The following is a 13,452-nucleotide window of genomic DNA, read 5'->3' as shown; positions in this document are numbered from 1 at the left end:
CGTTTGCCCTTCGGCTTGGGGTTGGGCACAATCGGGCTTTCAACGCTCCCATTTCGAAAGTCCGATCCTTTGACCGTTTCTGCTACGACCGCGCGCACCGCCGCGGCCGCCAATCCTCTCGCCTCCGTCGACGGCCTGATTGAGGGCCTGGCGAGCGTGGACTACATCGCCTCCCGCCGCATCGCGACGGCGCTCTACATGGCGGTGAACCTGCAGAAGCCGATCCTGGTGGAAGGCTCCGCCGGCGTCGGCAAGACCGAGCTTGCGCTGTCCACGGCCCGGCTGCTTCGCCTGCCGCTCATCCGGATGCAGTGCTACGAGGGCCTGGACGAGTCCAAGGCGCTGTACGAGTGGAAGTACGGCAAGCAGCTGCTCTACACCCAGATCCTGAAGGACCGGCTGGGCGACACGCTCGCCGAGGCCAACACCATGGACGAAGCCATGGCGCGGCTGCACGGCATGGGCGACCTGTTCTTCTCCGAGCCGTTCCTCGAGCCCCGACCGCTGATGCGCGCGCTCAACGAGGACGCGGGCTGCGTGCTCCTGATCGACGAGATAGACAAGTCGGACGAGGCGTTCGAAGCCTTCCTGCTGGAAGTGCTTTCGGCCTACCAGGTCTCGATCCCCGAGCTCGGCGTGATCACCGCCAAGACGCCGCCGTTCGTGTTCCTGACCTCCAACAACGTCCGCGACCTCGGCGACGCGCTGAAGCGGCGCTGCCTGCACCTGCACATCCCGCTGCCGGACGCCGCCCTGGAGGAGAAGATCGTCGCCACCCGCGTGCCGGATATCGAGAGCCGGCTCGGCAAGGAGCTGGTGGCGTTCGTGCAGAGCCTGCGCACGCTCGATCTGCGCAAGGCGCCCTCGATCTCGGAGACGGTGGACTGGGCGCGCGCCCTGGTGCTGCTGCATGCCTCGAGCCTCGATCCGGCCCTGGTGAAGGACACGCTCAACGTGATCCTCAAGTTCGAGCAGGACATCGGCGCGGTCGAGCCGCAGATCGTCGAGCTGCTGCAGCGCCGCCCGACGTAGCCGGCCATGCAGCGCCAGCTGGAAGAATTCATCCGCGCGCTCCGGGCCGCGGACGTGCGCGTCTCGCCGGCCGAGGCGATCGACGCGGCGCGCGCGCTGACGGTGACCGGCTATGGCGACCGTGAGCTCTTCAAGGATGCGCTGTGCGTCAGCCTCGCCAAGAGCCCGGACGAGGTGGCGCGCTTCGACCAGGTGTTCGAGACCTTCTTCACGCGCGAGCCGCTGAGCGCCGGCGCGCCGCCGCCGCAATCCGCGGCTCGGGAGGGCGAGGCGCAGGAGGGCCAACCGCCCTCCAGCGAGGCGACCCAGGGCTCGCCGCTCGCCCAGATGCTGCTGTCGGGCGACGCCGCGGCGCTCGCCCAGGCGATGGAGGAGGCGGCCCAGCGCGCCGGCGTCGCCGAGATCCGCCTCTCCACCCAGCGCAGCCGGATGACGCGCCGGTTGCTCGAGGAGATGGGCATCGGCGAGATCGAGCAGATCATCGCGGCCGCCAAGCGTCAGGCCGAGGGCCGGGCGCTTGCCGAGCGGCTGGACGAGCGCCGCAAGGGCCTGGTCGCCGAAGCCCAGGCGTACGTCGAGCGCCAGCACAGCCTTTATGCGGCCGGCTCGGCGAAATCGCTGCGCGAGGAGATGCTCGCCAAGAAGGCGCTGAACGCCGACGGCGGCATCGACCCGGTCGACCTCGCCATGATGCAGGCGCTCGTCAAGCGGATGGCCAAGCGGCTGGCCGACCGCTATTCGCGCCGGAGGCACATCGCCAACAAGGGCCATCTCGACGTCCGCAAGACGCTCAGGAAGAGCATGGCGCACGGCGGCGTGCCGTTCGAGATCGAGTGGAAGCTGAAGAAGATCGAGAAGCCCTCGATCGTGGCGATCTGCGACGTCTCCAAGTCGGTGGCGGCGGCGGCGCAGTTCCTGCTCACCTTCCTCTATTCGCTCAACGAAGTCGTGGACCGCCTCGACGCCTTCGCCTTCTCCGGCCGGCTGATCAGCGTCAACGACATCCTCGACGAGCACGGCGTCGAGGCCGCGATCCTCAAGGTGCTGACGGCGATCGGCTTCCAGCAGACCGATTACGGCAAGGCGCTGGAGGACTTCTGCGATGAGCACCTCGACCGGCTGGACCGCCACACGACGGTGATCATCCTGGGCGACGGGCGCTCCAACTTCGCTGAGCCCAGGCTCGACCTGATGAAGCAGATCCACGACCGCTCGCGCTCGGTGATCTGGCTCAATCCGGAGCCGGAGAGCTACTGGAACCAGGGCGACTCGGTGATGCACCGCTACGAGCGCTTCTGCCACGTGGCCAAGCACTGCAACACGCTCGCCCAGCTGGAACGGATCGTCGAAGACGTGCTCAGGACCTACGTCCCGCACTAGCTCCCCCGGCGTGAGCGGCTTAAGGCGGGCGCATGGCCGTGCTCGCGCGCTCGCTGCTGATTGCTCTGGGCCTCGCGCTGGCGAGCCGGACGGCGCCGGCCGCCCAGCCGGCCTTGATGGCCTTCTACGTGCCCTGGGAGCCGACGGCGCTCGCCTCCCTGCAGGCGCATGCGGGCTCGCTCGACGTCTTCGCGCCGATGTGGGCGAGCCTGGTCTCGGCCAAGGGCGAGGTGCGCTGGGAGACGGACCCCAAGGCGCATGCCGCGCTCGCGGCCGCCACGCGCCGGCCCAAGGTGATGCCGGTGGTCTCGAACGCCCACGACGACGTCTGGGACGTGATGGCGGCCCAGGCGGTGATCGGCGATCACCGCGCGGCGGACGCCTTCGCCGAGGCGCTCGCCACGCGCGCTAGGGCCGAGGGGTTCGCCGGCTATGTCATCGATTTCGAGAACCTCGCGCCGGCCGGCGTCGCGGGCTATCCGGCGCTCGTGGGCCTGCTCCGCGACCGGCTGCACGCCGACGGCCGCCAGCTCTGGGTGACCGCGCTGCTCTCGACTGATCCTGCGACGGAGCAGCGGCTGCTGGCCTCCGCCGACGCGGTGGTGCTGATGGCCTACGACCAGTGCTGGGCGACCTCAACGCCGGGGCCGATCGCCGACGACGCCTGGGTGGGCGCCAATCTGCCGGCGAAGCTCGCGGGGGCCGATCCAGGCCGCTTCGTCGTGGCGCTGGCGTCCTACGGCTACGACTGGCCGGCCGGGCGAACGGCGCGGGTGGTCTCCGTGCCCGCCGCGCGGGAGCTCGCGGCGAAGGCGCACGCCCGCATCGCGCCTGCGCCAGGCTCCGACGCCCACTTCAGCTACAGCGCGCCGGACGGGCCGCACGAGGTGTGGTTCGCCGACGCCGCCGCCTTCGCCCGCCAGCGCGCGCTCGCGGCCGCCCTCGGAGTGAGGGGCGTCGCGCTCTGGCGGATGGGGCTGGAGGATCCCGGCCTCTGGACCGCGGCGCCGCCGGCGACGGCGGCCCCCCCGGCGGCCCCGGGCGCAGCCTGTGCGCCCCTCCCCCGCTAGGCGAGGAAGTTCCGCAGCGTCGCCACGTAGAGCTCCGGCTTCTCGTCCATCGCCATGTGCGAGCAGCCCGGCAGGATGACGAGCCTGGAGCCCTTGATGCCCCTCTGGATCGTCTTGTGGCAGTCCAGCGTGACCTCGTCATAAGTCCCGGTGACGATCAGGGTCGGGACGCGGATGCGATGCAGGTCCTTCCTGCGGTCCCAGTCCCTGATCACGCCCACGATGGTGAACTCGTTGGGGCCGTTCATCACCCGGTAGGCGATGGACTTCGCGACGATGTCGAGCGAGGCGGCCGCATCCGGCGGCGGCGGGTCCTTGCGGATCACGTGCAGCTTGTAGAACTCGTCGACGAGCGCCTGGTACTCGGGCGTCGCCTCCTTGTGCGCGGCTTCGAGCGCATGGAGCTTGGCGCCGCCGCCGTTGGGCATGGCCGCGATCAGCCGCATCTGGCCGGCGTTGGCCTGGGGCACGCTGGCGAGCGCGCCGCCGAGGATCAGCTTCTCGACGCCCTTGCCCCGGCCCTGGCATAGGTACTCGATGGCCAGCATCGAGCCCCAGGAATGGCCGAAGAGATCGATGCGATGGAGCTGCAGCGCGCGGCGCACCGCGTCCAACTCGTCGACCGAGCGCTGGATCGTGTAGAGCTTCTCGTCCGGGGGGCTGTCCGCCTGGCCGCAGCCCAGCTGGTCGTAGAAGATCACCGGCCGCTGGTCGGCCAGCGCCGCCAGCGGCAGGAGGTAGTTGTGGCCGGCTCCCGGGCCGCCGTGCAGGGTCAGGAGCGGCGTCTTGCGCCCCGAGCCCACCTTCTTCCACCAGATGGTCCCGCCCGGCACGGCCGCGCGGCCCGTCTGCTCCGGAAATCCGAGGGCGGAGAACGAGGCCCCTGCCGCCAGGGCCGCTGCTGCGGCGCCGATCGCACCCCGTCGCGTGAAGTCCATGGACGAGCCCTCCCCCGCCGCAAGCTAACCCTGCGCTGCGCCGCTTCCAATACGGTGCGGAGACCTCTGCAGATGAACACCGCTTGGCTGCGAGCGGGCTCAGAGATTAAGTTCGTGTCGCGATGCAATCCCCAGCACAGAACGCCGAACGGCGGCTCGACTACCAGGCGCAGGACAGCGCGCAGACCCTGGCTGAGGGACTGGCGGAATACTATGCGGCGAATCGCGGGCGGGTGACCCGACCAGCCGACCTGCCGCCGGAGAGCGCGGCGCTATTCCGCAGCCACGACATGTGCCACGTGATCTTCGGCCTTTCGACGACGCTCGCCGACGAGACACTGGCGGACACCCGCACCCTGTTCTCCTGCGACGTGGGCTGGCGCCGCTACGCCCGGTATCTCGGCGCCGACGCCCAGGCCAAGGCGCTGTTCGCCGAGATGGGCTGGCTGAAAGGCGTCGGGATCACACTGGCCTGCCTGCCGCGGATCGCGCGCGCGGGCTTCGAAGCGCTGCGGATGACCAAGCGCTGGCCGTGGGAGCCGCCCGAAAGCTTCTCCCGACGCACGCTGGCGGAGCTGCGTCGCGAGCACGGCATCCGGGTGATCTGAGGCCTCAGGCGCGCGCCTTGGCGCTCTTCGGTTTGCCCGGCTTGAGGTTCGCGGCGCCGCGCGCGATCCAGCCGCGCAGCGCCTCGCGGTCGGCGAGCATGGTCTCCGGCGCCACGACGTATGACTTCGAGGGCGGCATGTCGGGCGTGTACTGCAAGGCCTTGGCGCCCGGGATGGCCAACAGCTCGGCGTAGTCGGGGCCGGAGAGCTTCAAGGCCAGGCCAACATCGGAGAGCGAGGCGAAGGCCCTGCCCTCGGCATAGGCCATGATGCCGCCGAACATCGGCCGGAACGCCAACTCCAGGTCGGGCGGGGCGGCGGTCTGCATGAGGGCCTGCAGGGCCTTGGGATTGTGCGCCATGGATCACCTCCGGCCGCGCAGTCTGGCGCGGGCTCGCGCCAGCATCCTGTCAGCAGCCGTTCACCAGCTGTCGATCCAGCGCAGCTTCTTCTCGCTGCGCAGCGGCGCCGGCGGCAAGCTCTTCAGCCCGGCGGCGATCCACTTGCGGGTGTCGGCGGGGTCGATGACGTCGTCGAGCGAGGGATAGGCGGCGCGGGAGAGCGCCCGGCCGCCGGCGTAGGCGGCGGCGACCATCTCGTCGAAGCGGGCCTTGCGCGCCACCGGGTCGGCGATGGCGGCGAGCTCGTTGCGGTAGCCGAGCTTGACCGAGCCCTCCAGCCCCATGCCGCCGAACTCGCCTGTCGGCCAGGCGACGCAGAACATCGCCCCCTGGTAACTGCCGCCGGTCATGGCGATCGCGCCCAGGCCGTAGGACTTGCGCAGGATCACCGAGAAGATCGGCACGGTGAGGTTGGCGCCGATCACGAACAGCCGCGAGCAGTGGCGGATCAGGCCCGTCTTCTCGGCCTCCGGCCCGACCATGTTGCCGGGGGTGTCGGAGAGCGAGAGCACCGGGATGTCGAAGGCTTCGCAGACCTGCAGGAAGCGGGCGGCCTTGTCGGAGGCCTCGGAGTCGATCGCCCCGCCCAGGTGCATCGGGTTGTTGGCGAACACCCCCATCGGGCGGCCCTCCACCCGGATGAAGGCGGTGACCATGGCGAGGCCGAACTTCGGCCGAAGCTCGAGGACCGAGCCTTCGTCGGCGATCAGCTCGATCACCTTGCGGATGTCGTAGACGCGCAGCCGGTTCTCCGGAATCGCCCGGCGCAGAAGCCGCTGATCGGCGCACGACCATTCCGAAAGCGGGCCCTGGAAGTACGAGAGGTACTGCTTCGCGGCCGCCACCGCCGCCGCCTCGTCCTCCACCAGGACGTCGATCGTGCCGTTGGCCTGCATGACCTTGATGGGGCCGATCTCCTCGGGGCGGAAGACGCCCAGGCCGCCGCCTTCCACCATTGCGGGGCCGCCCATGCCGAGGGCGGAGTCCTTGGTGGCGATGATCACGTCGCAGCAGCCGAGGATGGCGGCGTTGCCGGCGAAACAGCGCCCGGAGTTGACGCCCACCAGCGGCACGGCCCCTGAGAGCCGCCCCCAGAACTCGAAGCCGCGGGTGAAGCCGCCGCCCTCGGTGTCGCCGGGCCGCCCGCCGCCGCCTTCGGTGAAGAACACCACCGGGAGCTTCCAGCGCAGCGCCAGCTCGCTCATCCGGTCGAGCTTCCAGTGGTTGTTGGCGCCCTGCGTGCCGGCCAGCACCGTGTAGTCATAGGCCATCACCGCGACGCGGGCCTTCTCCTCCGGGTAGGCGCTCCCGTTCACCGTGCCGAGCCCCATGATCATGCCGTCGGCCGGCGTGGTCCTGATCAGCTCGTCCAGGGTGTTGCGGCGGCGGCGCGCGGCGATCACCAGCGGGCCATATTCGACGAAACTGCCGGGATCGAGCAGATCCTCGACGTTCTCGCGCGACGTGCGCTGGCCGGTCTTGCGCCGACGCTCGACCGCCTCGGGCCGGGCCTCGTCGCGGGTGAGGCGGTGGCGCTCCAGCACTTCCGCCAGGTCCGGCCGGATCGCGTCGAGATCGACCGCCTCCTCGGGGCCCGCCTCGTCACCCTCCAGCGCCGTCTCCTGCAGGAAGGCGAGCGGATGGTCCTCGGCCACCGTGTCGCCGACCTCGACGGTGATCTCGCGCACCACGCCGGAGACCTCCGCGGCGATGACGTGCTCCATCTTCATGGCTTCCATGATCATCAGCGCCTGGCCCTTGCGGACGGTCTCGCCGAGCGCGGCCTGGATGCTGATCACCGTGCCCTGCAGCGGGGCTCGAAGCGGACGCGTCCCTTCCGGACCCTCCGGCTCGGCCTCCTCGTCGCCCGGCGCGGGGGCCTGCTTGCCCAGATCGAGCACCGCCAGCGGATCGGCGGCGTCGACCTGGTAGCCGACCCGCCGGGCGCCGGCTGCGGGCTGCGCGCCGCGGGCGGCGGCGTCGAAATAGAGCCGGGGATGGGCCTGCGGCTCGCCGGCGAGCTCGGCCATGTGGGTCTCGATGAAGCGGGTGTGGGTCTCGCCCGAGGCGACCGCCGGATGGGCGAGCAAATTCTGCAGGAAGGCGATGTTGGTGGCAGAGCCCTCGATTCGGAACTCGGAGAGCGCGCGGTAGGCCTTGGCGACGGCGCGCGAGAGGCCGCCCGCGCCGGTGTGGACGATGAGCTTGGCGAGCAGGCTGTCAAACCGGCCGGAGGTCTTGTAGCCGGCATAGCCGAAGCTATCGACGCGCACGCCCGGCCCCGACGGCGGCTCGAAAACGCCGAGCGTGCCGCCCGCCGGACGCGCCGAGCCGTCGGCGGCCATGGTCTCCAGGTTCACTCGGACCTGCACGGCGTGGCCGCGCGGCTCCGGCGCCCGGTCTTGGGTGAGCGCGAGCTCGGCCAAGGAGCGGCCGGCGGCGATCTGCAACTGCAGGCGGACGAGGTCGAGGCCGGTCACCTCCTCGGTCACCGTGTGCTCCACCTGCAGGCGGGCGTTGCCTTCGATGAACACGAAGCGCTCCGGGCGGTCCGCGTCGACAAGGAACTCCATCGTTCCCAGCGAGCGGTAGGCGGCCGCCTCGCCGAGCGTCACGGCGGCGGCGAACAGATTCTCGCGCAGCGCCGCCGGCAGGCTGTCGGCGGGGGCGATCTCCACCAGTTTCTGGCGCTGCCGCTGCAGGCTGCACTCACGGTCCCAGAGGTGGGAGACGCTCTCGCCGTCGCCCACGATCTGCACCTCGATGTGCCGGGCCCGGGGCAGGAAGGCCTCGACGTAGAGCGCCGCCACCCCGAACGCCGCCCTGGCCTCCGAGGCGCAGCGCTCGAAGACCGCCTCCAGCTCGTCCACCGAGGCGGCCGGGCGCATGCCGCGGCCGCCGCCGCCGGCCACCGCCTTGACCATCACCGCGCCGCCCTTGCCCAGGCTCTTCAGGAAGGCCCTGGCCTCGGCGAGCGAGGTCGGCCCCTCGGAGCCCGGCAGCACCGGGACGCCGCACTGGCGGGCGAGCGCGCGGGCGCGGGCCTTGTCCCCGAACAGCTCCAGGGTCTCGGGCGCCGGCCCCACGAACGTGAGCCCGGCCTCGGCGCAGGCGCGGGCAAAGGCGGCGTTCTCGGAAAGGAAGCCGTAGCCGGGGTGGACGGCGTCACAGCCCGCAGCCGTGGCGGCCGCGACCAGCTGGGCGATGTCGAGGTAGGGCGCGGGGCCCGAGCCCTTCAATGCGATGGCTTCGTCGGCCTTCTTGATATGCAGCGAGGCCGCGTCGTCCTGCGAATAGACGGCCGCGGTGGCGATCCCCATCTCCGCGGCGGTGCGCGCGATGCGGACGGCAATCTCGCCGCGGTTGGCGATGAGCAGCTTCTTCACTGGCCTTGTCCCTGGCGGTCAGCCCGCGCGCCGGCGCCATTCTGCAAACGCGGCGGCCCGCGCCAAGCGGTTTTGAGGGGGCGGTATGCGCACAGCGGGAGTTCGACGCGAAACGAGGACGGCTTGCCTACGGCTCGCAACCATCCGCACAACAAGCCATGCAGAGCCAGGCCGCCACGGGCGACTACAAGGACATCATCCTCTTCCTGGCCACGGCCGGGGTGGCGGTCCCGTTGTTTCGCCGCTGGCGGATCAGCCCGGTGCTGGGCTTCCTGGCGGCCGGGGTCCTGCTTGGCCCCTATGGCCTGGGCGCGCTGCGTGAGCAGATCCCCTGGCTCGGCTACGTCACCATCGGCGAGCCCGAGGAGATGGCCGAGCTCGGCGAGTTCGGGGTCGTCTTCCTGCTGTTCATGATCGGGCTGGAGCTCTCCTGGGAGCGCCTGCGCCTGATGCGCCGCTACGTGTTTGGGCTCGGGGCGGCGCAGGTCGCGGTCTGCGGACTGGTCATCGCCGGCGCGGGCGTCGCCTTCGGACTCCCGCCGGCCGCGGCGGCGGCGGTCGGCGCGGCGCTGGCGCTGTCCTCGACCGCCGTGGTCATGCCGATCCTCACCGAGCATCGGCGGCAGCATTCGAGCGCCGGCCGCGCCGTGTTCTCGGTCCTGCTGTTCCAGGACCTGGCTGTCGCGCCGATCCTGGTGACGCTCTCCGTGCTGGCGGGCGGCGGCGCAGTGGCGCTCTCGCCCAAGCTGCTGCTGGCCTTCGCGCCCGCGGCCGTGGGCGTGCTGGTCCTGGTCGCCCTTGGCCGACTGCTGCTGCGGCCGATGCTGCGCTCCGTGGCGCGGGCCAAGAGCGAGGAGATGTTCATGGCCGCCTGCCTGCTGGTGGTCATCGGCGCAGGGCTGGTGAGCGCGCTCGCCGGCCTTTCCATGGCGCTCGGCGCGTTCATCGCCGGCCTGCTCCTGGCCGAGACCGAGTACCGGCACGAGGTCGAGGTCACGATCGAGCCGTTCAAGGGTCTGCTGCTTGGCCTGTTCTTCGTCTCTGTCGGGACCAGCCTCGACCTCTCCGTGCTGGCTGAGCGGCCGGCCGCGGTGCTGGGGGTGGCGGCCGGCCTCATCGGGATCAAGGGTGCGGTGGTGCTCGGCGCAGCGCGGCTGTTCGGCCTGGCCGGCCGGCGGGCGGCGGAGAGCGCGCTGCTGCTGGCCGGCGGCGGCGAATTCGCCTTCGTGATCCTGGCGGCGGCGATGGCGGGTCAGGTGGTGGATCGCGCGACCGGCGAGACGATGCTGGTCGCCGCGACGCTTTCGATGATGGCCATTCCGGGCCTGGCGGCGATCGGCCTGCGACTCGGCGGACGGCGCACCGCGGAGACCACGCTCGCCGCGGAGCCGCCCGGCGGCGTCGGCGAGACGCCCCGCGTGCTGGTGGTGGGCTACGGGCGCGTCGGCAAGCTGGTGGGCGAGATGCTCGGCCGCCATCAAATCCCCTGGCTCGCCGCCGAGCGGGAGCCGCGCCTGGTGGAGGCCGGCCGGCGCGCCGGCGAGACCATCTTCTATGGCGACGCCTCGCGACCCGAGTTCCTGGTGCGCTGCGGCCTGGAGCGGGCGCCGGCGCTGGTGGTGACCATGGATTCGCCCGACGGCGTGGAGGCCGTGGTGGGGGCGGCGCGCGAGATGCGCGCGGATCTGACCATCGTGGCTCGCGCCCGCGACGCCCGCCAGGCGCAGCGGCTCTATGACCTCGGCGCGACCGACGCGGTGCCGGAAACCGTCGAGGCCAGCCTGCAGCTCTCCGAGGCGGTGCTGGTCGAGATCGGCGTGCCGATGGGCCCGGTCATCGCCTCGATCCACGAGCGGCGGGACGAATTCCGCAAGGCGCTGAACCGACCGCAGGCGCTTGGCGGCCGCACGCGAAGCGCGCGGCCGCCGGGAAGGTAATCAGGCCTTCAGGAGCTTCACATCCACCGGCAATTCGCGGATGCGGACGCCGGTGGCGGCGAAGATCGCGTTGCAGAGGGCGGGCAGCGCCGGCGGAAGCGCCGGTTCGCCCAGGCCGGTGGGCGGATAGGCGGTCTTCAGGAACTTCACCTCGACCGGCGGGGCATCCTTCATGCGGAGCACCGGGTAGTCGTAGAAGTTGTTCTGCGCCACCGCGCCGTTCTCGATGGTCACCTTCTGGAACAGCGCGTGCGAGAGGCCGTCGATCACCGCGCCCTGCACCTGATTCATGGCGCCCGACGGATTGACGATCTGATGACCCACGTCGGCGGCGACCCAGGCCCGCTCGGGCTTGACCGCACCGTCCGCATCGACGTGCGCACGGACCACCTCGGCGAAGTAGCCCAGGTGGCTGAAGTAGCAGGCGACGCCCATTCCGGTGCGGGCCGGAAGCCTGGTCTTGCCCCAGGCGCTCATCTCCGCGACGGCCTTCAGCACGCCGCGCATCCGCCCCGCGTTGAACGCGGACGGGCCCTCCCCGACCAGCTTCTGATCGCCCAGGAGCTTGAGCTGGAAGGCCACCGGATCCTGCCCCGCCGCATGCGCCAGGTCGTCGATGTAGGACTGGTGCACGAAGGCGAGCGCGTTCGAGCCGGGCGCGCGCAGCGGGCCGGTGGGCACGCCGAACGGCATGGTCGAGACGCCGAACTCGCAGTTCTTCACGAACCGGCCCGGGAACTCGTTGGGCCCCATGGCGGCGGAGGAGGCGGGCTTCTCCGGGCCTTCCCCGAAGGTCACGAAGTGGTTCTTCCAGGCGACGACATTCCCCTGCGCGTCGAGGCCGGCCTCCAGGAAGTGGAAGCCCGCCGGGCGGTAGAAGTCGTGCTTGATGTCGTCCTCGCGCGTCCACAGGAGCTTCACCGGCGCCTTGGCGGCGCGAGCGATCCAGGCGGCCTCGACCATGTAGTCGTTGGAGAGCCGGCGACCGAAGCCGCCGCCGCAACGGGTCATGTGGATGGTGATGTCGTCGGGCTTGACGCCCAGCGTCTGGGCGACCAGCTGGCGGCCGGATTCCGGATTCTGGGTCGGCGCCCAGATCTCCAGCTTGCCGTCCTTGCCGAACTCGGCCGTGCAGTTCATCGGCTCCATGGCCACGTGAGCCAGGAACGGGTAGGCGTAGGCCGCCTTCACGGTCTTGGCCGCCCCCTTCAGCGCCTGATCGGCGTCCCCGTCCTTGCGGATCACCTTCTGCGGCGCGGCGGCGGCGAGCTCGCCGGCGCGCCTGGCGAAGCCCGCCGAGCTCTGCGCCGAGGTGGGATGCTCCGCCCACTTCACATTGAGCTTGTCGCGTCCCTTGCGCGCGGCCCACCAGCTGTCGCCGACCACGGCGACGCCCGGCAGCAGGCCCGAGAGGTTCTCCCCGCCCTCGACCACGAAGGCGTCCCTCACGCCCTTGACCCCCTTGGCCGCGGCCACGTCGGCGCTCGCCACCTTGGCCCCGAAGACGGGCGCCTTCTCGTAGGTGGCGTAGAGCATCCCCGGCCGACGCACGTCGATCCCGAACAAGGGCTGGCCGGTGACGATCTTGGCGGTGTCGTACTGCGGCGTCGCCTTGCCGATGATCTTGTAATCCTTGGGGTCCTTCACCGCGACGGACTTGGCGTCGGGCACCGTGACGCCGGCGCACTGGGCGGCCAGCGAGCCGTAGCTGGCGCGCCGCTTGGTCGAGGCGTGGATGACCATGCCGCGGTCGGTGGAGCATTCGCCCGCCGGGCAGTTCCAGGCGAGCGCGGCGGCCTCGATGAGCATGGCGCGGGCGACGGCGCCCACGCGGCGCAGCTCTTCCCAGTGCAACGGGGTCGCCATCGAGCCGCCCGCGAACTGGCGGCCGTAGAGCTTGGGATCGCTGTCGGCCTGCTCGATGCGGACGTTCTCCCACGGGACGTCCAGCTCCTCGGCGATCAGCATCGGCAGCGAGGTCTTCACGCCCTGCCCGATCTCCGGGTTCTTGGCCATGATGGTGACCATGCCGTCGGGCGCCACGCGAACGTAGGCGTTGAGCGGCTTGACGCCGGCTTCGGCCGCGCCGGCCTTCGGCGCGATCTGGAAGGCGAGCAGCAGGCCGGCGGCCGAGGCGGAGGCCTGGATGAAGCCGCGGCGGGAGGTTCCGGTGAGTTCCAGGGTCATGGCTCAGGCCTCCACGGGCTGGCCGGAGGCGCGCTTGATGGCGGCGCGGATGCGGTTGTAGGTGGCGCAGCGGCAGATGTTGCCGCTCATCGCCGCGTCGATGTCGGCGTCGGTCGGCCTGGGCTTGGCCTTCAAGAGCGCGGTCGCCGACATGATCTGGCCCGGTTGGCAGTAGCCGCACTGGGCGACGTCGAACTCGGCCCAGGCGGCCTGCAGCTTCCTGCCCACCGGGTCGGCGCCGACGCCTTCGATGGTGGTGACCTTCTTCTCGCCCACGGCGGAGACCGGGGTCGAGCAGGAGCGGACCGGCTGGCCGTCGATATGCACCGTGCAGGCGCCGCACTGGCCGACGCCGCAGCCGAACTTCGGCCCGGTGATGCCGAGGGTGTCGCGAAGCGTCCAGAGCAGCGGCGTGTCCGGATCGACGTCGGCCGTCAGGACCTTGCCGTTGACGTTGAGTTTGTAGGCCATGGCGCTCCTCCAAAGAGCGCCCAATCGTAGCGCAGCGGACGG

General features: G+C 70.9%; 10 protein-coding genes. 5 read left to right on the top strand and 5 right to left on the bottom strand.

Annotated features, from left to right (window positions below):
• Positions 1–69 precede the first annotated feature (69 nt).
• From Q0W60_RS01220 to Q0W60_RS01210, 3 genes are read left to right on the top strand one after another with little or no spacing between them, the layout of a single operon-like run.
• A complete protein-coding gene (locus tag Q0W60_RS01220) occupies positions 70–1,032 on the top strand; it encodes a MoxR family ATPase (RefSeq protein WP_297691733.1) in 963 nt (320 codons plus the stop codon).
• Between the two features lie 6 nt (positions 1,033–1,038).
• A complete protein-coding gene (locus Q0W60_RS01215; protein WP_297691730.1) occupies positions 1,039–2,412 on the top strand; it encodes a VWA domain-containing protein in 1,374 nt (457 codons plus the stop codon).
• A gap of 32 nt (positions 2,413–2,444) precedes the next feature.
• A complete protein-coding gene (locus tag Q0W60_RS01210; protein ID WP_297691728.1) occupies positions 2,445–3,482 on the top strand; it encodes a glycosyl hydrolase family 18 protein in 1,038 nt (345 codons plus the stop codon).
• On the opposite strand, the gene Q0W60_RS01205 is transcribed toward Q0W60_RS01210, so the two are convergent.
• Complete coding sequence (locus Q0W60_RS01205; protein ID WP_297691726.1) at positions 3,479–4,420, bottom strand: proline iminopeptidase-family hydrolase; 942 nt, start codon at positions 4,418–4,420, stop codon at positions 3,479–3,481. The two genes, Q0W60_RS01210 and Q0W60_RS01205, sit on opposite strands and share 4 nt — an antisense overlap.
• A gap of 122 nt (positions 4,421–4,542) precedes the next feature.
• On the opposite strand from Q0W60_RS01205, the gene Q0W60_RS01200 reads away from it, so the two are divergent.
• Positions 4,543–5,028, top strand: a complete 486-nt coding sequence (locus Q0W60_RS01200; RefSeq protein ID WP_297691724.1) for a hypothetical protein — start codon at positions 4,543–4,545, stop codon at positions 5,026–5,028.
• A gap of 4 nt (positions 5,029–5,032) precedes the next feature.
• Here the strand turns inward: Q0W60_RS01200 and Q0W60_RS01195 are convergent, their stop codons facing one another.
• Together Q0W60_RS01195 and Q0W60_RS01190 are read right to left on the bottom strand one after the other, a co-directional pair.
• A complete protein-coding gene (locus tag Q0W60_RS01195) occupies positions 5,033–5,389 on the bottom strand; it encodes a TfoX/Sxy family protein (RefSeq protein ID WP_297691723.1) in 357 nt (118 codons plus the stop codon).
• 60 nt (positions 5,390–5,449) lie between these two features.
• Positions 5,450–8,815 (bottom strand): carboxyl transferase domain-containing protein, encoded by a 3,366-nt coding sequence (locus Q0W60_RS01190; RefSeq protein WP_297691721.1) that lies wholly within the window; start codon positions 8,813–8,815, stop codon positions 5,450–5,452.
• A 158-nt stretch (positions 8,816–8,973) separates the two neighbouring features.
• Between Q0W60_RS01190 and Q0W60_RS01185 the strand changes: the two genes are divergently transcribed.
• Positions 8,974–10,752, top strand: a complete 1,779-nt coding sequence (locus Q0W60_RS01185) for a cation:proton antiporter (RefSeq protein ID WP_297691719.1) — start codon at positions 8,974–8,976, stop codon at positions 10,750–10,752.
• On the opposite strand, the gene Q0W60_RS01180 is transcribed toward Q0W60_RS01185, so the two are convergent.
• Together Q0W60_RS01180 and Q0W60_RS01175 are read right to left on the bottom strand one after the other, a co-directional pair.
• The gene (locus Q0W60_RS01180; protein ID WP_297691717.1) at positions 10,753–12,939 is read right to left on the bottom strand and encodes a xanthine dehydrogenase family protein molybdopterin-binding subunit; all 2,187 of its coding nucleotides are present in this window, start codon (positions 12,937–12,939) and stop codon (positions 10,753–10,755) included. It lies immediately after the preceding gene.
• Positions 12,940–12,942: 3 nt separating this feature from the next.
• Positions 12,943–13,410 (bottom strand): (2Fe-2S)-binding protein, encoded by a 468-nt coding sequence (locus tag Q0W60_RS01175; RefSeq protein WP_297691715.1) that lies wholly within the window; start codon positions 13,408–13,410, stop codon positions 12,943–12,945.
• Positions 13,411–13,452 lie beyond the last annotated feature (42 nt).

Origin of the sequence: Phenylobacterium sp. (genome assembly GCF_025934275.1) — a bacterium.
GTDB lineage: Bacteria > Pseudomonadota > Alphaproteobacteria > Caulobacterales > Caulobacteraceae > Phenylobacterium.
The sequence above is the reverse complement of the archived record's forward strand: the minus strand, read 5'-3'. Positions and strand labels throughout refer to the sequence as shown.